The organism is Pseudopedobacter sp., assembly GCF_040392825.1.
GTDB lineage: Bacteria > Bacteroidota > Bacteroidia > Sphingobacteriales > Sphingobacteriaceae > Pseudopedobacter.
On sequence record NZ_JBEBVH010000008.1, the window covers coordinates 11,781 to 34,215 of the forward strand.

At 35.3% G+C, this 22,435-nt stretch carries 19 protein-coding genes; 8 read left to right on the top strand and 11 right to left on the bottom strand.

Features of this window, described 5'->3' with window-relative positions:
• Positions 1–254: 254 nt before the first annotated feature.
• Both ABWO41_RS01255 and rlmB read right to left on the bottom strand, forming a co-directional pair.
• A complete protein-coding gene (locus tag ABWO41_RS01255) occupies positions 255–1,814 on the bottom strand; it encodes a family 20 glycosylhydrolase (RefSeq protein ID WP_353132254.1) in 1,560 nt (519 codons plus the stop codon).
• A gap of 720 nt (positions 1,815–2,534) precedes the next feature.
• The gene (rlmB, locus tag ABWO41_RS01260) at positions 2,535–3,254 is read right to left on the bottom strand and encodes a 23S rRNA (guanosine(2251)-2'-O)-methyltransferase RlmB (protein ID WP_502945623.1); all 720 of its coding nucleotides are present in this window, start codon (positions 3,252–3,254) and stop codon (positions 2,535–2,537) included.
• A gap of 312 nt (positions 3,255–3,566) precedes the next feature.
• Here rlmB and dnaB point away from each other — a divergent pair, with 312 nt between their 5' ends.
• The gene (gene dnaB / locus ABWO41_RS01265) at positions 3,567–5,129 is read left to right on the top strand and encodes a replicative DNA helicase (protein WP_353132257.1); all 1,563 of its coding nucleotides are present in this window, start codon (positions 3,567–3,569) and stop codon (positions 5,127–5,129) included.
• Between the two features lie 33 nt (positions 5,130–5,162).
• Here dnaB and chrA read toward each other — a convergent pair whose 3' ends face one another.
• Both chrA and ABWO41_RS01275 read right to left on the bottom strand, forming a co-directional pair.
• Positions 5,163–6,365: a chromate efflux transporter gene (gene chrA / locus ABWO41_RS01270; protein ID WP_353132259.1), complete on the bottom strand. Its 1,203-nt coding sequence runs from the start codon at positions 6,363–6,365 to the stop codon at positions 5,163–5,165.
• Positions 6,366–6,695 carry a tetratricopeptide repeat protein gene (locus ABWO41_RS01275; protein WP_353132261.1) on the bottom strand — a complete coding sequence of 110 codons (330 nt, stop codon included), beginning with the start codon at positions 6,693–6,695 and terminating at the stop codon, positions 6,366–6,368.
• 49 nt (positions 6,696–6,744) lie between these two features.
• Here ABWO41_RS01275 and ABWO41_RS01280 point away from each other — a divergent pair, with 49 nt between their 5' ends.
• The 4 genes from ABWO41_RS01280 to ABWO41_RS01295 all read left to right on the top strand — a co-directional run bounded on the left by ABWO41_RS01280 (position 6,745) and on the right by ABWO41_RS01295 (position 10,486).
• Positions 6,745–7,482, top strand: a complete 738-nt coding sequence (locus ABWO41_RS01280) for an electron transfer flavoprotein subunit beta/FixA family protein (protein ID WP_353132263.1) — start codon at positions 6,745–6,747, stop codon at positions 7,480–7,482.
• Between the two features lie 18 nt (positions 7,483–7,500).
• A complete protein-coding gene (locus ABWO41_RS01285) occupies positions 7,501–8,478 on the top strand; it encodes an electron transfer flavoprotein subunit alpha/FixB family protein (RefSeq protein ID WP_353132265.1) in 978 nt (325 codons plus the stop codon).
• A gap of 24 nt (positions 8,479–8,502) precedes the next feature.
• A complete protein-coding gene (locus ABWO41_RS01290) occupies positions 8,503–9,117 on the top strand; it encodes a bifunctional nuclease family protein (RefSeq protein ID WP_353132267.1) in 615 nt (204 codons plus the stop codon).
• A 103-nt stretch (positions 9,118–9,220) separates the two neighbouring features.
• Positions 9,221–10,486, top strand: coding sequence for a NupC/NupG family nucleoside CNT transporter (locus ABWO41_RS01295; protein WP_353132269.1), 1,266 nt, complete (start codon positions 9,221–9,223; stop codon positions 10,484–10,486).
• An 88-nt stretch (positions 10,487–10,574) separates the two neighbouring features.
• On the opposite strand, the gene ABWO41_RS01300 is transcribed toward ABWO41_RS01295, so the two are convergent.
• From ABWO41_RS01300 to argS, 3 genes are all read right to left on the bottom strand, one after another.
• A complete protein-coding gene (locus ABWO41_RS01300; protein ID WP_353132271.1) occupies positions 10,575–11,513 on the bottom strand; it encodes a dihydrodipicolinate synthase family protein in 939 nt (312 codons plus the stop codon).
• A gap of 27 nt (positions 11,514–11,540) precedes the next feature.
• The gene (locus ABWO41_RS01305; RefSeq protein ID WP_353132273.1) at positions 11,541–13,103 is read right to left on the bottom strand and encodes a sodium:solute symporter family protein; all 1,563 of its coding nucleotides are present in this window, start codon (positions 13,101–13,103) and stop codon (positions 11,541–11,543) included.
• A gap of 227 nt (positions 13,104–13,330) precedes the next feature.
• Positions 13,331–15,103: an arginine--tRNA ligase gene (argS, locus tag ABWO41_RS01310; RefSeq protein ID WP_353132275.1), complete on the bottom strand. Its 1,773-nt coding sequence runs from the start codon at positions 15,101–15,103 to the stop codon at positions 13,331–13,333.
• Between the two features lie 186 nt (positions 15,104–15,289).
• Here argS and ABWO41_RS01315 point away from each other — a divergent pair, with 186 nt between their 5' ends.
• On the top strand, positions 15,290–16,681 hold the full coding sequence (locus ABWO41_RS01315; RefSeq protein WP_353132277.1) for an arginine decarboxylase: 1,392 nt from the start codon (positions 15,290–15,292) through the stop codon (positions 16,679–16,681).
• A 35-nt stretch (positions 16,682–16,716) separates the two neighbouring features.
• Here the strand turns inward: ABWO41_RS01315 and ABWO41_RS01320 are convergent, their stop codons facing one another.
• A complete protein-coding gene (locus ABWO41_RS01320; protein WP_353132279.1) occupies positions 16,717–17,256 on the bottom strand; it encodes an NADPH-dependent FMN reductase in 540 nt (179 codons plus the stop codon).
• Between the two features lie 102 nt (positions 17,257–17,358).
• Between ABWO41_RS01320 and ABWO41_RS01325 the strand changes: the two genes are divergently transcribed.
• Positions 17,359–18,009 carry a FadR/GntR family transcriptional regulator gene (locus ABWO41_RS01325; protein ID WP_353132281.1) on the top strand — a complete coding sequence of 217 codons (651 nt, stop codon included), beginning with the start codon at positions 17,359–17,361 and terminating at the stop codon, positions 18,007–18,009.
• Between the two features lie 16 nt (positions 18,010–18,025).
• On the top strand, positions 18,026–19,243 hold the full coding sequence (locus ABWO41_RS01330) for an MFS transporter (protein WP_353132283.1): 1,218 nt from the start codon (positions 18,026–18,028) through the stop codon (positions 19,241–19,243).
• Between the two features lie 85 nt (positions 19,244–19,328).
• Here ABWO41_RS01330 and ABWO41_RS01335 read toward each other — a convergent pair whose 3' ends face one another.
• The 3 genes from ABWO41_RS01335 to ABWO41_RS01345 all read right to left on the bottom strand — a co-directional run bounded on the left by ABWO41_RS01335 (position 19,329) and on the right by ABWO41_RS01345 (position 22,216).
• Positions 19,329–19,508: a BF3379 family histone-like protein gene (locus ABWO41_RS01335; protein WP_353132285.1), complete on the bottom strand. Its 180-nt coding sequence runs from the start codon at positions 19,506–19,508 to the stop codon at positions 19,329–19,331.
• A 162-nt stretch (positions 19,509–19,670) separates the two neighbouring features.
• Entirely contained in the window at positions 19,671–19,832 is a 162-nt protein-coding gene (ccoS, locus tag ABWO41_RS01340) for a cbb3-type cytochrome oxidase assembly protein CcoS (RefSeq protein ID WP_353132287.1), read from the bottom strand.
• Entirely contained in the window at positions 19,829–22,216 is a 2,388-nt protein-coding gene (locus tag ABWO41_RS01345; RefSeq protein ID WP_353132289.1) for a heavy metal translocating P-type ATPase, read from the bottom strand. Before ABWO41_RS01345 ends, ccoS begins: the two co-directional genes overlap by 4 nt.
• Positions 22,217–22,435 lie beyond the last annotated feature (219 nt).

A 22,435-nucleotide genomic window follows, 5' to 3' on the forward strand; every position in this document is an offset into this window, starting at 1 on the left:
TTAAAATTCTGTAGATAATTCCTATCACCAGCTAACTTTTAAAATATTTCCATAATCAATCAGGCTAGCCTGCTCTCCTATTCACCAAAGGATGAAACAAAAAAAGAAAGGCTATCCGAAAAGTCTCAACTGTCACATAGAATGAAGTCGAAATGTATTTCTGAGTAACATTAAAGAGGCTTCGAATCTGTTCGGCCGGGCAAAAGCGTTAATTTTGGAACACCCTCTCAAAACAAAAAGCCCAAAAAATCCGATTAACGTTTTCTGGAAAGACGGTCATACAACATTTGCATTTTTGACAAACGCAAGTCATTATCTACCTTAAGCTCCGAAGCATAAAATTCCTTACTGTTTATTTTTAAATATTGGCTGTTTAATTTATTCGTTTCTGCGATAATGTTTCTTAATTCTGGAAGTAGAACAGAGATCTGACCTGAAGTAAATTCCGGATTATTTGCTCGCTGTTCTAAATATTGGTAAGAAACGTATAATCTGCGTGTTTTTGCTATTAAACGATAATGTTCAAACTCTTCTTTGTTCCTCAGTGGTTTAAGCTCGTTAAAAACATTTTCAACATGCTTGACACTATCAAGCAGTTGTTTAATAGACATATCTTTTTGTCCGCTAATTTTACCCTGACTTATTTGATACGGTACCGCCGTAAGTGCATTAAAAAACTTTGCAGATTGTTCCTGATTGAAACCATAGTTGTCCTTTGTATATTTTTTTACAAATTGGTTAATATCTAAAGCCTTAGTTTCATTCATAGCCTTTAGGTAGGCTGCCAGCAGGATATTAAAACCCGACAAAGGATAAACCCGTCTTATGGCATATAAATCGATTATATCTGATCCGCTTTCATACACATAAGAATATACTCCTGATGTAGACCATGAAGTCATAACCATACCAGTATACCCAAGCTCTCTTGACTGAGGTATGAAATCTTTGATATTATTAAAATGTTTTTCCCAGGTTGTCAGGTTATAATTATCAGGGCTTGAGCGAAGCGACGGAGCTCCCCATACTTCGAAACCTGCTTCCATCAACTTTTTATGGTCACCAAATTTATTTAAATCCCAACCATAATTCCAGTCAACAAAAACAACGCCTTTGGGTAACGATTTTAAAGATTCAGGATATTTCAAAGCTATATCTGCCCAAAGCACAGGTGTTTTTCCCATTTTTAATACCACATCGCAGATTAGCTTTACATAATCGCCATACAGTTTACCCACTCCAAATTTTTCCATTTTTGCTTTACTTCTTGGGCTGTATCCTAATAATCTTGTTTCATCACAACCTATATGAATATATTTAGAGGGATGAACTTCTGCCATCTCTGAAAAAAGGTCCTTAAAGAGTTCACCTGCGAGCTTTTCCTCCATTGGGTTAATCTGGGAGTAATCCTTATTGGATTCTCGTAATTTAGCATATTTCGGAAATCTCAGAATGTATTCCACATGTCCAAAACTTTGTTGCAAAGGAATCACATCTATTCCCAGGCCCGAACAATATTTTACAAAATCAGAAATTTCTGTCTTTGTATATGCATAGCGGTTTGGAATAAGCGGATGTTTTTCGAAGGGAAAAGTTGCTTCATATTCCATAATGATTGTATTGACTCCAGATTTGCTCAATTTTAAAGCAAATGCTTTTAAGGCTTCCGGTTTCATTACCTGTATTCGCAAATCGAGATGAAAGCCTTTTATTTTAAAATCAGTTGTGTAAGAATGTGATTGGGCCTTTAGATTCGTTATCGAAATTATTGCAATTACAAAAAACGTTAATGCAACTTTTATAGTTTTAATCATATTTAATTAGTTAGTATTGGTTTATCTAAATAAAGTGTGCATTTATACTTTAATACTATACACTTAATGCATTTTTCTTAAATAACAAGCTATCTATTTCAATTATTTAATTTTCTGTGATAGCTCTTCCTTTATATTTGTTTCCTTTATCACGGAAGCTTATTTATATAAAACTAAAATTATATATAAACGTTAACGTACACGAATATAATAATATTTTCAAAAATCTAAATATATATCATAATAATTTAACATTTTTTCTTTCGAAAGCATTTGGCTTATTTTATACAACCAATAAAAAGTATTTTTAAAAAAAGATATTGAAGCGATTTTTATACTAAAAATCATAGGGCTAAATCCAATACGATTCTGTGAAGGTGGCTCCCATTAGAGTGCTTATGAGAGTATGAAAAAGATATTTTCCTATATTTAGAGTACTGTTCACCTCATATTTCTAAAATTGGTAATTGCTGATTATGAATGTAGCTTTTCCATTTATTTAACATTATAATCAGTTAGAAATAAGGCATTTTATTATAATAAGAATATAATATGAGTACTTTTTTAGAAAGAGAACACCAGTATTCTTCCAATTCATGGAATCTACATATTGATGATTTATTATGATTCAGTCAGTTTACAAAAAACAGTACCTAAAAAGCAATTGAAACAGATCAGATAAGGCAACCCGTTATTTTAGTCGCCCTTCTCTAAAAGTTCCTACATCCGTTGTCTAACCGCCTCATAAAGAATAATTCCAGCTGAAACAGATACATTCAAAGATTCTATTTCACCAGCCATTGGAATCTTGGTTAAGTAATCAGAATTTCTGATTAGATCGAAAGAAATTCCTTCGTCCTCTGCGCCCATTATAACGGCCGTTGGCGCTGTATAATCTGGCTTATATATCAAATCATCCGTCTTCTCGGTACAAGACACAATCTGGAGACCTGAGTCTTTCAAAAATCTCAGCACAGCCAATAAGTTGTCATGTCTGCAAACAGGCACTTTATAAAGGGCTCCAGCCGAAGTTTTTACAGCATCCGGATTAATCTGTGCAGCACCTTTCTTTGGAATTACGATAGCATGTACACCCGCACATTCTGCCGTTCTTACAATAGCTCCAAAGTTTCTGACATCGGTAATATTGTCTAAAAGAAGTACTAAAGGAGTTTTTCCATTCTCATAGATAACAGGAATAATATCTTCTATTTTCTGATATGTAATAGGAGAAATAAAAGCAACTACTCCCTGATGGTTCTTAGCAGTAATGCGATTCAATTTCTCTACAGGAACCTGATGAGACGGAATATCATATTCTCTTAGCAATGTTTTCAGTTCGGTATACAAACCTCCTGTTAGCCCTCTCTGTATAAAAAGAGATTCGATATCTCTGCCTGCTTTAATCGCCTCAATAACCGCTCTAATCCCAAATATCATTTGATTTGATTCTCTGGGCTCATGTCTTTTATAGTTCCTGTCCTGCATAGGGCGCAAAGATAGCTAAAAATTGATTGCTAACAGTGAACCACAACATATTATACAGCCGACTAATAAACATATCATTTTTTTATCAACATCTATTTTATTCACATAAAGAACAATGAAAAATGACATTCCTAACAAGTTATCAACATTCGATGTTTAAAACAACATCTCTAAATCCTCATTTTCAGTCATATTCAACATTAGTGTTACAGACCTGTGTTTAGAAGGGCTGTTTGTAGTCGAAAAAAAGCCTACTTTTGTAAAATGAGTTTTGATGCAGAATCCAATAAATTACCTGTTAGTAGAGATAGAAGATCTAGATTAAGTGCACCTGCTCCGGCTTCAACCTTAGGAAAATTGCCGCCACAGGCATTAGATTTAGAAGAAGCGGTGTTGGGCGCTTTGATGATAGAAAAGGATGCGTTATCTACAGTTATTGATATATTAAAACCAAACGTTTTCTATAAGGAAGCTCACCAAAAAATATTCGAAGCTATACAAACCCTGTTTACTCAATCTTCTCCCGTAGATATTCTTACAGTTGTATCTCAACTAAGAAAACAAGGAGATTTAGAGATGGTTGGGGGTGCTTTTTACATTACAGAATTAACTAACAGAGTTGCGTCTGCAGCAAATATTGAATATCATGCCCGTATTATTTCTCAAAAATTTATTCAAAGAGAATTAATAAGGATTTCTACAGACATCATTAACCAGTCTTACGAAGATACCAGCGATGTGTTCGAACTTCTGGACTATGCCGAAAAAAACCTCTTCGATATAGCTCAGAATAACTTACGTCGCGATTCCAGAAAGATGGACGATGTGGTGAAAGAATCTGTGAAGATTCTAGAATCTTTAAAAGACAAAGACGATTCCTTAACCGGTGTGCCTTCGGGATTTACTGCCCTGGACAGAATGACCAATGGCTGGCAAAAGTCTGACCTTGTTATTATTGCGGCGAGACCTGCAATGGGTAAAACAGCTTTCGTATTAAGCTGCGCCAGAAATGCTGCTGTACAATTCAAAAAGGCCGTAGTAGTTTTCTCTTTAGAGATGTCTTCTGTTCAGTTAACAAACCGTCTTATTGCGGGTGAAGCAGAAATAGAGCAGGAAAAAATCCGTAAAGGAAAATTATTGGATTGGGAATGGCATCAGTTGACTTCTAAAATTGGTAATTTAAGCGAAGCTCCAATTATTTTAGACGATACTCCTGCGCTTAACATCTTCGAATTTAGAGCAAAATGTCGTCGTTTGAAATCTCAATACGATATTCAGATGGTGATTATTGACTACTTACAGTTAATGAGTGGTAAATCTGACGGAAAAGGTGGCGGTAACCGTGAACAGGAGATTTCCAGCATTTCCAGGGCTTTAAAACAAGTAGCAAAAGAATTGGAAATTCCGGTAATAGCACTTTCTCAGTTAAGTAGGGCTGTTGAAAGCAGACCTGGCGGTGCTAAAAGGCCCATGCTTTCCGACTTGCGTGAATCCGGAGCGATTGAACAGGATGCCGACATGGTATTATTCCTTTATCGTCCGGAATATTATGGCTTAGATCAGGATGAAAATGGTAACCCAACTGCAGGTGTTGGCGAAGTTATTATTGCAAAACATAGAAATGGTGAAACGGGTATTGTTCCGTTAAGATTTATTGGTAAGTATGTGAAATTTGCCGATTTGGAAGATGGGTACGGAGCCATGGGCGCACCTGCTTTGGAATCTGGCGTAAACGCAGATCCATTCAGTATGACTCCTTCTTCTCAATTTGATACTATTACATTAAAGCCTAAAAACTGGGATACGGAAGAAGATGCTCCGTTTTAATGTTTCAAGTTAAAATTCGACAATTTTCCGTTTCTATTGAAGAAAATATCCGATTAAAACTCCTGCCAAAATAAGGTAAGGAGTTTTTATTTTAGTGAAGTACAGCAAAAGAAAGGTGATAAGCATGATCAAAACCGAAAGAAAATTGATTTCGGTTGGAACCAATAAGAGAATAAAAGCGGCAACCATAAACCCTACTCCTACTGCATTTACCCCCGAAAGTGAATTCTTAATCATATTGATTTTCTTAAGGTCTTCCCAAAACGGAACTATAAAAAGCATCAATATTAAGCCAGGTAGATTGATTCCGAAAACGGCTATGAATGCACCCCAAATTTGCGCAAAGACTCCATATCCCTGATTGGCAAAGGTCATTGCTCCTAAATAGGAAGTAAAAGAAAAGGTAGGTCCCGGAATAGCTTGTTGTACCGCATAGCCTGTCAGAAACTCAGACCCGGACAAATACCTTTTCATTTCTACAAACTCTGTATACATTAACGGAATCAAGACATTTCCACCTCCAAAAATCAGGATACCGTTACGATAAAAGTTTTCGAACATCCTTACAGGTAAACTAAAAGGTGAAGTTCTGTTAATAATTGTTCCCAAAAGTCCAAACAGTAAAAGAACTCCTACAAAATAGAGCATCTTCTTCTTATTGATTTTAGAGAATAAAGACATCCTGATTTGGGATTCGTCCCATTTACTTTCTGTGGCAGACGTTACAATTCCGCCAACTAATATCATAATGGGAAATACATAAGCATTTTTTAAAATTAAAGAGGATATTGCTGCAATAACCGCAAGACTTACTGTTACATTTGATTTTAATATCTTTTTGCCAAAAGAAAAAGCACCAAAAGCTACAATACCCAACGCCAAAGGCTGAATTAGTTTGTTAATTTGTGTAAATTCATCTTTTAAAGAAAACTCTTTGTAGGTTATTGCCACAAAGCACATGATACCCGCAGAGGGTAAAATCCATATCAAAAAAGTGAGAATTGCCAGATAATAACCTCCTACCTTATAAGCAATGCCTACCAATGTTTGTGTAGATGCAGGACCTGGCAATATTTGTGTAAGAGAATTCAGTTCAAGCAGCTCTTCTTCACTTAAATATCTCCGCTTAATCACAAAATCATTCAAAAGAATAGCTAAATGGGCTTGTGCACCACCAAAAGAAGTGAGCATAAACCAAAGTACATCTCTCAAAAAAATAATATGTCTTTTTCTCATCTAGTCATACAGTTCATCCTGCAAGTTATTATAAACTCCCAAAAGTTCACTTAAAGCATGATTATCTTTTATTTTTCTGGCTATTTCAATTCCTTTTTCATAGGTCTCAAAAGCTTCTTCTTTCTTACCAAGTCCTTCATACAGCTTTCCCAGATGATAATATGTACCTATATAGTCTTCATGATTTTTTACCAGATCAATATAAAACTTTAATGCTTCTTCGTGGTTATTTAATCGAAGGTATTCGGTAGCTAAAGCATATTTTAAGAACGGATCGTTTGGTTCTGCTTTTAAGAATTCCTGAAGTTTTTCTAATCTGTTTATAGACATTGCAAATGTGGCTTAAATTATTAAATTTGTATATAACGCAATAAATTTTATGAAAATATTAGTTTGCATTAGTAACGTACCTGATACGACTACAAAAATAACTTTTACCAACGATAACACTAAATTTAATGATAATGGTGTTCAATTTATAATCAATCCTTACGACGAGATTGCTTTAGCCAGAGCTATAGAAATTGCAGAAGCTAACAGTGGCGAGGTTACGGTAATACACGTTGGTGAGGCATCTTCTGAACCTACCATTAGAAAAGCTTTAGCTATTGGCGCTCATAAAGCTATCAGGATTAATGCAACACCCAAAGACGCCCATTTCGTATCTACTCAAATTGCCAATTATATAAAGAGCAATTCTTTTGATTTAATTCTCACAGGAAAAGAATCTATTGATTATAATGGGTCCTTAGTAGCTGGTATGGTTGGCGAGCTACTGAACATTCCTTCGGTTGCCGCTATAAAGAAACTGGATGTCGACAATAATCAGGCAACCGTAGAACGAGAAATAGAAGGTGGCAAGGAAATTATTACCATCCCTCTTCCCTTTATAGCTGGTGCAGCAGAAGGCGTAGCAGAACCCAAAATTCCAAACATGAGGGGAATTATGTCTGCAAGAACGAAGCCTTTAGAAATTATTGAAGCGGTTTCGGACAATACACAAACTGTTATTTTAAAATACGAAACTCCAGCACCGCGGGGCACTGTTAAATTAATTGATGCAGGTGAGGCAGAGAAATTGGTAGCTATCCTTCATAATGAGGCCAAAGTAATTTAATTACCTAAAAAAGAACATATGTCTGTTTTAATATATATAGAAAGTTCAGATAATAAACTTAAAAAATCTGCATACGAGCTAGCTTCTTACGCTAAAACGATAGCAGAGAAGCTAAATACTTCTGTTACTGCAGTAGCTATTGGCGATGTAGACCGTAGCGAATTAGAATCCTTGGGAAAATACGGTGTTTCAAAAGCAATTTATGTAAGCGGAGAAAAACTAAAGAACTTCGTTAACCAGGCTTATGCTTCTATTATTGCAGAACTCTCGAAAGAAACACAAGCTAATGTAGTTGTCTTAAGCAATTCGTTATCAGGAAAAGGTTTAGCGCCCAGAGTTGCTGTAAAATTGAATGCAGGTATTGTTGATGGAGCTATTGATTTACCCGATATAAATGACAATAAGTTTGTAGTAAAAAAGACCGCTTTTTCTAATAAAGCATTTGCTTATGTTGAAGTAGAATCCGATAAAAAAGTAATTTCTTTAAATCCCAACTCATATCAGGTTATCGAAAAACCGGAAAATATAACTATCGAGGAATATACTCCGGAAATTAAGGATACCGACTTAAGAACTGTGGTAAAAGAAATTGCAAAGGCTACCAATAAAGTTTCTTTAGCAGATGCAGATATTGTTGTTTCTGCCGGAAGAGGCTTAAAAGGTCCTGAAAACTGGGCTATGGTTGAAGAACTGGCTAATTTACTGGGAGCTGCAACCGCTTGTTCTAAACCTGTTTCTGATGCCGGGTGGAGGCCGCATTCTGAACACGTAGGACAAACCGGATTAGCCATAAGCCCTAATTTATATATTGCCATAGGAATTTCCGGAGCCATACAACATCTTGCTGGTGTATCCTCTTCTAAAACTATAGTGGTAATTAATAAGGATCCGGAAGCACCATTTTTTAAGGTTGCAGATTATGGAATTGTGGGAGATGCCTTTGAAATTGTACCAAAAATCATAGAAGAGGTTAAATCTTTGAAAGCGAATAGCTAATTTTGTGTTAGGGACTATAGATTAATGAAGAAGATAAAATTAGATATTATAGGCTTGTCGTATAGCCAAACGCAATCTGGTGCGTATGCATTAGTTTTAGGTGAAGTGAACGGAAGAAGAAGATTGCCTATTATTATTGGTGGATTTGAGGCTCAGGCTATAGCTATTGAGATTGAAAAGATGACTCCTAGCAGGCCTTTGACCCATGATCTTTTTAAGTCATTTGCAGATGCTTATCATATAAATGTTCAGGAAGTCATTATATATAATTTAATAGAAGGTGTTTTCTTTGCTAAACTGGTTTGTAATGACGGACATAAAGTTTTGGAAATAGATGCAAGAACTTCTGATGCTATTGCTTTAGCAGTGCGGTTTAACTGCCCTATTTATACTTATGAATTTATTTTAGCGTCTGCAGGAATTATTATTGAAGGTAATGACTTTCTTTTCCTTGATAATATAGATCCTATTGAAGAAAACCAGGTTGTTGGCGGCGCAAGTACTTCCGGGCAACCCAAAGAGAACCTTAGCGGCTTTAGCGTAGAGGAACTTCAGGAAAAATTGCAAAAAGCCCTGGCTGCCGAAGCCTACGAAAAAGCGGCATTAATTAGAGATGAATTGAATAAAAGAGAAAAATAGCTTTAATGATAGCTGCTTATAATTTCTTTATTAATAATAGTATATAAAATATTTAAACAATCTTTTTAGATATTTACGATTCAATTTATCGTTATAAAGATCTATGCATCGTTTCCATGGCATTATAGGAATTGCATTAATTTTAGGTATTGCCTATCTCCTCTCTAATAATCGAAAAAAAATCAATTATCGTTTGGTTTTTAGCGGTTTAACCATTCAACTGTTTATCGCTATTTCTATCCTGAAGGTAGATGCTATCCGAAATTTTTTCCAAACATTAGGAAGAGGTATGCAAAAGATAGAACAGTTTGCCAAAGCAGGGGTAAATTTCGCATATGGCGGGATCGCTACAATTGGACACGATGGTGCCCCTCAAAATTTTGAGGCTCCCAGCAGTTTTGTTTTTGCATTCAACGTTACCGCTACCATTATATTAGTTTGTATTCTCGTTGCTATTTTTTACTATTTAGGCATTATGCAAAGAGTTGTTGCCTTAATAGCCAGAGGCATGAACTTTCTAATGAGAGTAAGCGGATCTGAAGCTTTAAGCAATGTTGCAAGTGCCTTTGTAGGACAGGTTGAAGCTCAGGTTATGATTAGACCTTACTTGAAAGGGATGACAAAAAGTGAACTTCTGGCTTCTATGAGCGGAAGTTTAGCCTGTATTGCCGGGGGAATCCTTATTGTGTATTCCAATATGGGTGCTCAGGCAGGAATGGATTTGGCACCAAAGCTAATTATGGCCAGTTTAATGGCAGCTCCGGGTGCTTTAGTTATTTCTAAGATTATTTTTCCTGAGACAGAGGCTTCACAAACTATGGGCAAAGTGAAACTTGAGGTAAAAAGTGAATATACGAATCTTATTGACGCTATAACTCACGGGGCGGGCGATGGTTTCAAGATTGCAATGAATGTGATCGCCATGATTATTGGTTTTATTGCTCTTATTGCTTTACTGGATTGGTGTTTGCTTAGTATCGCTCATATATTTAATCCTGATTTTGATCTTACGTTGGACTGGATCTTTGGACAGATTTTTTATCCTTTTGCCTGGGCTATGGGAGTTCCATCTGAAGATCTGAATAATACGGCTACGCTGCTTGGTCAAAAGCTTACTGTTAATGAATTTCTTGCTTTTAAGAATCTCACTTCAGGTGCTGTTCCTATTGTTACCGAGAAAGGGCTATTAATTGTAAGTATTGCCATTTGTGGTTTTGCAAATTTCAGCAGTGTAGGAATGTTGATTGGCGGTATCGGTACTTTAGCCCCCGAAAGAAGGCCTGATCTGGCCAAACTCGGTATGAAAGCTTTAATATGTGGTACTTTGGCTTCTTATCTTTCTGCTTCAATTGCTGGAATATTGATTTAAAGAATAAAAGAAAACCGCAAAGTGTATTAGATTTAAAACTTTTTAGCTTTATGCTTCTGATACACTTGCGGAAATTAAACCAAACCAACTAAGCTAAATTATATTCCAGTTCGAGCTCGTTTCTTAAAATAGTATACCTATTATCTAAATCCTCTATTCCCTGTTTGATTTGATTATCAAAACTTCCGATTCCTTCTCTTCTTGTGAAAGTCGATATATCAAATCCTCTTCTTTGTAAAGAGTATTTAGCAATAGTTGGATAGACATTATGCATTACATCCATATTGTCTATAAAGAATTGCTGAACTAAATCAACCTGTTCTTTTACAGACTCATTGTTGTAATTTTTACATAGCCATGCAATCAATTCAGGATAAAAATTTCCCTGAATACAAGACAGACCGGCTGAACCTTCCTTTAAAGATTCTACTGCATGAACCATATAAGCATCATACAAACCGAAATTGTATCCCTGTGTAGCAGCGATTTTTGCCCTTACCTGATCGATATCCAGACAAGTGTCTTTATGATAAGTTACCCTTCCTGTTTTAACCAGATTTCCTAATTGAGCTGGAGAAATTAACCTCTTATAAGGAACCGGACATTCGTAAAAACCCATAGGAATATTTCCTGTAAGATTTAAAAGTTCGGCAACATTTGCATCAAAAACTTCATCACTGTCCGATTCAGATGCTAAAAGCCCTGTAATCCCGATAACTGCTTCTAATCCTGTATCATGTATTCTTTTAACAAAATCTGCTTGTTGTGCTATAGCCCCTCCAAATGTACCTGTTGCCACAACAGGAACCTTTCCGTTGGCAGCTTTAACCACATGACCTACAACCTTTAACCTTTCATCTTCAGAAAGTTCAAACATTTCACTAGATAAACAATTGGCAAACAACCCTGCAGATCCGGCATTTATATAAAGTTCGGTTAATCTTGTCAAGCCGTCATAATCTACTTCTCCATTATCTTTGAATGGAGTTAGCATAACAGGAATGAAGCCTTTCTCTCTTTTTTCCATTATATATATTCAGTTTTTAGTTATGAGTTATGAATTATTAGATGCGTTTCTGAATTTTGTCATTATAGCACCAACCAGATAGATAGTTAGTGTACCTACTACAATAATCATATTCGCGTGTAAAGGGTTTCTTAAATAGCTGTATTCATCCGGAATCAGATAAGATAATGACATCCAAAGAATAACCATTAAACCTACAATCGTAGCTGCCAGAGCTTCGGTATTTCCCGAACGTTTACTTATTAGTCCCAATAAAAATAGTCCCAGCATACCTCCTGCAAATATCCCTGACAACTGCCACCAAATATCCAGGATACTCTTTACACCAATCATGGCAATACCACAAACCATACCGGCCAAACCAAAAGCTACAGTTCCCAAATGGAGCAATCTCATGTTATGTTTATCGGTAATATTCGGTCTGAAATATCTTTTATAGATATCTTCAGCAAATACAGTCGCAGAAGCATTCATACCAGAACTTATCGTACTCATTGCTGCCGAAAGAATAGCTGAAACAATTAAGCCAACTAATCCTGTAGGAATCATAGTTACCATAAAGTGAGGCATCACTTTATCTCCGTAATCTTCGGGCTTTAATGTAGCTGCTAATGAAGCAATTTCAGAAGAACTCGCACTTGCACTCAGTCTTTCTGCCGCAGCTTGCAATTTTACTGGTTCAATCAGTTCCGGATTAAGCTGATAATAAGCATACAAACACGTGCCTATCACAAAGAACAACAAAGAAGCGGGAACATAACAGTACACACATAACCAAACGGACTTTGCGGCTTCTTTCGCCGATCTGGCCGTATGATATCTTTGTACATAGTTCTGATCCATACCGAAATTATTCAGGTTGATAAAGAAACCATATAACAGAATGACCCAGAAAGTAGATTGCGTAAAGTCTAAAGACAAGGAACCTAAACTAAATTTATTCTCGGCTTTTCCAATTTCTATTATTTTAGAAAACCCACCCGGAAGATCTGCAACAATCAGATAAATAATCAATACGGCTCCTAAAGTCTTCAAAATCCCCTGAACAACCTCAGTCCATATTACCGCTTCTATTCCTCCCATTACAGTATAAATGATAATACAGATACCTGTTACCAGCATAATCATTTCCATACTATAACCTGTTAGAGCTTGTAAGGTAAGACTGATTCCAAAAAATATAGATCCCATTCTGGCTAGCTGCGTAAGTAAAAAACAAATCACAGCATAAGTACGCGCCCATGCTCCAAACCTTTTTTCAAGATTGGTATAAGCAGAAACCTCTCCTACCGTTCTGTAAAATGGCACAAAATATTTTGCAGCTACCCAGGCAGCTAAAGGCATGGACAAACTGAATACAAAGGCATTCCAGTTACCACCGAAAGCTTTTCCGGGAACTCCTAAAAAGGTATTACTGCTTAAAAACGTTGCATAAATCGATAATCCTATTGCCCAGCCAGGAATTCTACCTGATGCTTTGGAATAGTGATCGGAACTATCGTTCTTTCTCGAAAAATAAACACCTACCAATACCATTGCTATCAGGTAAAGTGCTATTACTGCCAAATCTAAAAATGGGAGATTCTTCATTTTATTCTTATTCTTTTCTCAGTTTTACTTTAGGTTTTAAAATTAAGTATATACAAATGTATCAGGAGAAGTACGAAATAAACTGGCAGATTTTCTCATAGATATGTATGAAATTATCTTAATATCCCGACTTACTTCAAAATATACAGAAAGATGTGAAAGATGGTGCCAATAAAAAAGAAAGCCAGCTCGTGTTAAGCTGGCTTTCTTTTTTAATTCAAAATAGTTTACATTCTCTCGGGAACTTCTATTCCCAAAAGCGCCATGGCATTTTTTATAGTTTCTGCCGTGTGATAAGATAATTTCAATCTGAAATCCTTTAATATATCCTCCTCTATCTTTAGAATGGATTCTGACTGATAGAATTTATTATACGCTTTTGCCAATTCATAGGTATAGTTTGCTATTGCTCCGGGATTAAAATCTCTGGCAGCACTACTTAATACAGCCGGATATCGGCTTAAGATTTGTATCAATTCCAATTCTGTTTCCTGTAATTTTTCAGGAGCGGATGCATGAGCTTGATCTGCATTATAGAAGCCTTTGCTTATTACCGATCTGATTCTTGCATGAGTATACTGAATGAAAGGACCTGTATTTCCCTGAAAATCTATAGATTCTTTTGGATCAAAAAGCAACCTCTTCTTAGGCTCTACTTTTAACAAAAAGTATTTTAAAGCCCCCATCCCAATCATATGATACAATTTCTCTTTTTCTTCTTCATCGAAATGGTCTACCTTGCCTAAAGCTTCTGTTTTTTCTTTCGCAGTGATTTTCATTTCCTCGATTAAATCATCCGCATCTACAACAGTTCCTTCTCTTGATTTCATTTTACCGCTTGGCAGGTCAACCATACCGTAAGAAAGGTGATATAGTCCGTCTGCCCAGGATTTCCCTAACTTTTTCAAAATCAGGAACAATACCTTAAAATGGTAATCCTGTTCATTTCCAACAACGTAAATAGATTTTTCAATACCAAACTCATCATATTTAAGTTGTGCGGTTCCCAGGTCCTGTGTGATATAAACAGATGTACCATCTCCTCTTCTTACCAGCTTCTCATCCAATCCGTCTTCTGTTAAATCAATCCAAACGGAATTATCTTCTTTTTTAAAGAAAACGCCTTTTGCTAAACCTTCTTCCACTATATCCTTACCTAAAAGATAGGTATCAGATTCGTAATAGAATTTATCAAAGTTTACACCTAGTTTTTTATAAGTCTCATCAAACCCGGCATAAACCCAGGAATTCATAGTTTTCCATAATTGGATAACTTCTCCATCGCCCTGCTCCCACTTTACAAGCATAGCCTGAGCCTCCTTAATTAAAGGAGCCTCTTTTTTTGCTTCTTCTTCACTTTTCCCTTCCGCTTTTAAAACGTCTATCTCTTTTTTATACGCTTTATCGAAAATAACATAATATTTTCCGACTAAATGGTCACCTTTCAAACCAGAACTTTCAGGTGTTTCTCCATCACCAAACTTCTGCCAGGCCAGCATAGATTTGCAAATATGAATTCCTCTGTCGTTAACCAAATTCGCTTTAACAACATCGTAACCGCTTGCTTTCAACAATTCTGCAACAGAATAACCCAATAAATTATTTCTGATGTGCCCTAAATGCAATGGTTTATTTGTATTTGGCGAAGAATATTCTACCATTACTTTCTGACCATTTGAGACTGGTTTTGCAAAACCGTCTTTAGCAATTTCGTTATTGAAAATATTCAACCAGAAAGAATCAGAATAAACAATATTTAAAAAACCTTTTATAACATTGAAGCTTTCTATTTCCTGATAATTACTTTTCAGATACTCTCCCAAAACCTGTGCTGTTTGTTCCGGAGATTTTTTGGTTTGTCTTACAAAAGGAAAAACAACTAAGGTTTGGTGACCTTCAAATTCCTTTTTTGTTTGTTCTAAATTAATTTGCGCCGGTTCTATGTCTATATTAAACGAAGCTTTAAAAGCCTGACTAATTGCTTGTGCTAAAAAATTCATGGCACAAAAATAGATAATATTAGTCAGATTTGATATGTGGAAGGCAGAAAGCTAGAAGCAGGAGACTTAACTCATTTACTGACTATTGAACTTAATGAGCCAACAGAGTAAAGGCAATGAATTTTTTTACTTTTCACATAGGTATTTATCAATTAAAAATTACATTTTTGCGAAAATTTAAAAAGCATGCAGAGTTATCAAGAGTTTCAGGATCTTAGTGTAGGCTTTCCTCAAGAAGGTTTTGATATTATAGATGATGAATTATATTTTCATGATCTAAACTTAATGGAAATGATTGAAACATATGGTACTCCACTTCGTTTCACTTATCTGCCACTTATTAGCAAGAAAATTCAACAAGCTAAAATTCTTTTCCAAACGGCAATTCTGAATAATGATTACCGTGGAACATATAAATATTGTTATTGTACGAAAAGTTCTCATTTTAAGCATATCGTAGAAGAAGCTTTAAAAAATGATATCCATTTGGAAACATCTTCTGCTTTTGACATGCCTATGATTGAGGCTTTGGAGAAAAAGGGTAATGTAACCAAAGATATTACGGTTATCTGTAATGGTTTTAAAACTTTCCAGTACAAGCAATATATTATTGATATGTTGCATGACGGATTTAAAAATATTGTCCCTGTGCTGGATAATAAGGAAGAGTTTAATCTTTACGACGATGAAATTGAACTGGATACGCCTTGTAACTTGGGAATTAGAATTGCCTCTGAGGAACAACCAGATTCTCAGTTCTATACTTCCCGATTAGGAATAAGACAAGAAGACGTTATTGATTTTTACAATTCAAAGATTAGCAAGAATCCGAACTTCAGGGTTAAATTATTGCATTTCTTTATCAATTCGGGAATTTCTGATACTCCGTATTACTGGAACGAGCTGGAAAAATATGTTACCCTTTATTGTAAATTCAAAAAGGTTAATCCCGATTTAGATACGTTGGATATTGGTGGTGGCATGCCTTTTAAAGATTCCCTGGTATTCGATTTCGATTATGAATATATGATTAATGAAATCGTTAAACGTATCAAACAAATCTGCGCTGCTCATGAAGTAATGGAACCGGATATTATTACTGAATTTGGAAAATATACTGTGGCGGAAGCCTCCGGAATCCTTTATAAAGTTTTAGGCAGGAAACAACAGAACGACAGGGAAAAATGGCTGATGCTGGACGGTTCTTTCATTACCAATCTTCCTGATGTTTGGGCTTTAAACCAAAAATACATCTTACTGCCTATTAACAACTGGGATTCTGAATACGAAAAAGTGAATTTAGGCGGTATTACTTGCGACGGACAGGACTATTATAACCAGGAAGCACACATGAATAATGTATTTATGCCTAAAACCAGAAAAGTGCAGTATTTAGGTTTTTTCCATACGGGTGCTTATCAGGAAGTTTTAAGTGGTTACGGTGGTATACATCATTGTCTTTTACCTTCACCTAAACATGTATTGATTAGAAGAAACAGAGATGAAACTTTTAATTATGAGGTTTTTGGCGAAGAACAGAATAGCAAACAAGTACTAAAAATATTAGGTTATATGTAAAAAGGGGCAGTTAGTAACTGCCTCTTTTCATTATACTATAAATCTAATTTAGACTTGAAGTCATTTATAGCCTCTTCATGAGCTTTTTGATATTCCTCATTTAGAATCTTTCCTTCTTCCACACTAAATGTTTCATAAAACTTCGGTAAAGAAAAGGTAGTTATAATATCCATACCGAACTGAGGAAGAAACTTAACTGCTGTTTGCATTATATTCCCGCCTCCAAAAGCCCCGGGAGAAGTACTCATTAATAAAGTTGGTTTGTGATAAAAAGGCAGCTTTTCTACTCTGGAAATCCAATCCAGAATGTTCTTGAAAGCTACCGAATATGATCTGTTGTGTTCTGCCAGAGAAATAATCAATGCATCAGCAGAAGATATTTTTTGCAAAAATTGCCGGGCTAAATCTGGATGTCCATTACTTCTCTCCTTATCTACCGAGAACAAGGGCATTTCATAATCGTTTAAATCCAATACTTCCGTTTCGTAAGATCCAAAATATTTCAATGTATGGTGTACTAAAGTTTTATTGATTGATTTGGAACTGTTAGAGCCTGCAAAAGCTATAATTTTCATAATTCACTTTTCTCAAATTTACCTTTTTAAAAACATTTATGAATTTTTCAGATTAAATATTCTATTTTTGCAATCATCAGATGATATGATGTTGTCAAAACTATGATAGTAAAAAGATCTTTGGCAGAAGTTGTTGCCGAAAAAATAAAAAATCAAATTATTTCGGGTTTTTATAAAACCGGAGCTAAACTGCCAATAGAACCTGAACTCATGCGCGATTTTAGCGTAGGGCGTTCCAGTATAAGAGAGGCCGTAAAAATATTGACTAATTCTGGTTATTTGAGGGTTCAGCAAGGTTTAGGAACCTTTGTAGAAGATGTGAACAGTACTAAAAATCCGCTCGACAAAAAATTCAGCAAAGCCAATCTGGAAGATCTGGATGAAGTGAGAAGATTAATGGAAATGAAAATTGCAGAGAAAGCCGCTATTAACAGAAGTAATGAGGATATAGATTTAATTGCCGAACATTTACATAAAAGGAATCTATACGCTGTTGAAGGTAATTTAGAACACTGTATTGATGCTGATATTGACTTTCATACGTCTATAGCTATCGCATCTAAAAATGAAATTCTAATAGAACTTTACAGAATCGCCTCAAAACATCTGAAAAAATGGTTCTTATTTTATTATTCTGATACTTCTTCATTTATGGAAACCCAAATTTTTCATCAAGATCTGTTAGAAGCAATTATAGAAAAGAATCCTAGGAAAGCGTGGTCTGTTGCGGAAACAATCATTAAATGGCATTAATACTTAATTATAATTTATGGAAGCCCAGGAACAATACCTCAAGGAAGATGCAAGTCAAATTGCCCAAAAAACCATTTACACTATTCTATTTACGATTAGTTTTACACACTTAATCAATGACTTAATTCAATCGGTAATTCCATCTTTATATCCGTTGATTAAGCAAAATTTCAATTTATCTTATGCACAGATCGGACTAATCACGTTAACTTACCAGCTCACAGCATCAATTCTGCAACCTTTCGTTGGTAATTATACAGATAAAAAGCCGAAACCTTTTTCATTAGCTTTAGGAATGTCATGTACTACCATTGGTCTTATTTCTTTAGCCTTTTCCACGTCTTTTCCGCAACTTTTGTTTTCTGTAAGCTTCATTGGTCTTGGTTCTTCTATTTTCCATCCTGAATCTTCCAGAGTAGCTCATATGGCATCTGGTGGTAAAAAAGGACTGGCGCAATCTATCTTCCAATTAGGGGGAAATGCAGGAAGTGCCATTGGTCCGTTATTAGCAGCTATAATTGTAATCCCTTACGGTCAAACCAATATCCTTTGGTTTACCATTTTAGGATTAATGGGATTTTTTATACTAACCAAAGTAGGTAAATGGTATGGAGAACATTTATATCTGAAGAAGCAAACTACAAAACCAATACATGATGGAAGTCTTAAACTTTCTAAAGGGCGTATCACTTCTGCTCTGGTCATTTTACTGATACTTATTTTTTCTAAATATTTCTATATGGCCAGTCTTACCAGCTACCTGACATTCTTTTTAATAGAGAAATTTCATGTATCTGTACAGCAGTCCCAAATGTATCTCTTCTTGTTTTTAGCTGCTATTGCACTGGGGACTATAATTGGAGGTCCTTTAGGCGATCGCTTTGGCAGAAAATATATTATATGGATTTCCATTTTAGGAGCGGCTCCATTTACATTATTGCTACCTCATGTTAGTTTATTTTGGACAGCCGTACTTTCTGTCTTTATAGGTGTAATCATCGCGTCGGCTTTTTCTGCTATTCTAGTCTACGCCACGGATTTACTTCCGGGTAAAGTAGGGATGATTGCCGGGCTTTTCTTCGGTTTTGCGTTTGGAATGGGCGGTATCGGTTCGGCTTTATTAGGATGGTTAGCAGATAAGACAGATATCTTTTTTGTATTTAAAGTTTGTTCTTTTTTACCTTTGTTAGGCATTATAACAGGTTTCTTACCTAATATTGAGCCAAAAAAATAAATAGCAGATCCTACAGTTTACTTATAAATAAAAAAGCCCCGATATTATTTATATCGGGGCTTTTTTCCTATTTTCTAAATGCTTATTACTTTGCTTTGTTTTTGATTTCTGTAACCTCGTTACGGATTTCTTGAGCTAAACCTTTAATTTCTTGTAAAGATTTTCTTAAACGAGTACCAGCAGCACCATTACCATTGCTGTAGAATTTTTCTGCGTCAACTTCTGCAGAAGCGATTAGTTCTTTTACTTTTGAGAATTTTTCCATAATAAACAAATGTTTTTTTGTTGAAATTAAAATTTATTTTTATAAAAACCTATTGGTAATAACGATATACCTACAAATAGGTAGATTTTCAATCGTTTTACTAGTTCCTAAGACAAATAAACATTTATTTTTCATAAAATCACAAATTTTGTGAAAAATATTTTAGCCCTTGGAATCTGCCTCCTTATCGTCATCAAACAACATTCGTATTGATGGTGTATATAAATCTTCATGCTGTCCATTTTTTTGTGCCCATAAAAATGCTATTAAAAACAATAGAGCGACAAGCACACTGCATCCTATTAAAAAAAATATTGCTGTCATATTAATCCATTTTTCTTAGCGGCGTAACGCACCGCCAGCGTTGTAAACGATATAATAGTTATTGTACTTAAAGGCATTAGTATAGCTGCAAACAGAGGTGATAGTTTACCTGCCACTGCAAAACTTAACCCAAATATGTTATACACTGAAGATATACAAAAAGATTTATGAATCACTTTTACTGAATCTTTTGAAAATTTCATAAATAATGGCAGCCTGCGCAACATTTTCCCGTCCAATACAGCATCACTGCCTGGCGTAAAGTTATTGATATTGTCTGTTACAGCAATACCAGCATCACTTTGTTTCAGTGCTCCGGAATCGTTCAAGCCATCTCCTACCATCATTACTTTTGCACCTCTCTCCTGCTTTTCTTTAATGAAGTCTAATTTATCTTGCGGAGACTGCTGAAACCTAAGGTCTTCCTTACTTTTAAAAAATTTATTTAAAACAATAGCGTCTTGTCTGGTATCGCCCGATAAAAGGTAAGTTTGATAATGCGAGCCCATATTTTCTAACAGCACATCTAATCCTTCTCTAAATTTTTGTCTTATCTGAAAACAACCTATATAACTCTTTCCAATTTTTATGTGTACTTCAGGTAACTCTACTATATTTTGCTTTATTCCTGTTACAAATGAATTACTTCCTACCAAAATTTCTTCGCCTTCTATAATAGCTTTGATTCCTTTTCCTGCAACCTCTTCGTAATATGATATTTGATGTTCGCGCCTTTGCCCCAAAAAAGAGGCAATTCTCACACTATGCGGATGTGACGAGTTCTTGCAGATATTATAAATAAGCTCCTGTTGCTTATCATTTATAATTCCTTTAAATATTACACCCTGAACATCTGCCACACTTACTGTTCCTGTTTTATCAAATACTACAGTATCTATGGCAGCAAGCTGTTCTACCACATCTGTGTTCTTCAGGTAGAATTTATTTCTATCGAGGATACTCAATGCTGTAGACATGGTAAACGGCGTACTTAGAGCCAGTGCACACGGACAGGCTATAATCAAAACTGCTGTAAAGGCAGAGACGCCTGTTTTCCAATCCGCAGGTAACCAAAACAATAATGCTCCAAAGGCAATAATGAGCAGTATAATACTAAAGTAATGGCTAACCACACTTATAAAAGTTTTTATTCTTTTTTCATTATGCTGTTTATCAAACACTTCGTTATTCCACAAACTGGTCAGGTAACTTTGAGAAACCGGTTTTACTACTTCCAGCTCCAAAGATTTGCCCGTTTGTCTTCCACCCGCATAGATTATTTCGCCCAACACTTTACTTATCGGTCTGGATTCTCCTGTAACAAAACTAAAATCAATTAGTGCTTCCCCTCTTAATAAGATAGCATCAGCCGGAATAATTTCCTGATTTTTAACCCTTATCCGGTCGCCCTTATTAAGTTCTTCTAAAGGTGTAGATTTCTCTGTTCCATTTTCTTTGATTACCTGTACTGCAACAGGGAAAAATGACCGATAATCTCTTTCAAACGAAAGGTGATAGTAGGTTTTGTTTTGCATATATTTACCTACATTAAGAAAGAAAACCAGACCGGCCAAACTATCTGCATAACCTTCTCCTAAACCCAATCCCCATTCTGCCAACGTCCTAACAAACATTACCAGTATTCCCAGAGCTAATGGAAAATTAATATCTAGTATTCCGTTTTTAAGATTGTGATAAGCGTTTTTAAAGTAATCTTTCCCTGAATAAAAGAACACCGGAAAACATAATAACACATTAACCGATCCAAAAAAATTCCCGTATTGAGCTTCTGCTTCTGATAAGCCAAAATAAGATGGAAAACTCAACATCATGATATTACCAAAACAAAAACCTGCTACAGCAATCTTTGTTGGCGTATTATCTTTTATCTTTTTGTTTTCTTTGACAACATCATTTAAACTGATCAATGGTTCATATCCTATACTTGCCAATAGCTCAACAAGTTGCCTTAAGCTTATTTTATTTTGGTTAAATTGAATATGAACCTGCTTTTTCAGAAAATCTACTCTATTTTCTGTAATTCCTTCGTTTAAGGTATTTAATCTTTCAAGTAACCAAATACAAGAGCTGCAATGTATTGCAGGAATATAGAATGTAAGAATGGTCTTTTCCTGATCTTTATAATCGACCAGTTTATTTATAAACTCGTCTTCGTCCAAATAAATGTATTTATCGGTTACTATAGCGCTGCTTTCACCTGGCCCTCTATTTAATTTATAGTAATTGTTTAGATTACTTTTTGTAAGTATCTGATACACACTCAAACACCCACTACAACAGAAGCTTTTATCTTCCCTATGAAATTCTTCTGTATAGCAATCATTTCCGCAATGATAACAAGTTGTTTTAGTTATTGTAGGCATGATACAAATGTGCTGAATCTACTATACAACACAAATGACTGTTAATGGCAACAAAATGTGAGAAAAGTCATAATTCAAAGCTTATTAGTTTATTGAATTTATTAGTATGTATAATCGAACTAAGGGCTATAGACAAATTACTTTGTCATATTAATAAACAAAAGTCCATGGTCTTTCGACACATGGACTTTAATATTTAAAATAAATTGTGGGTTATTT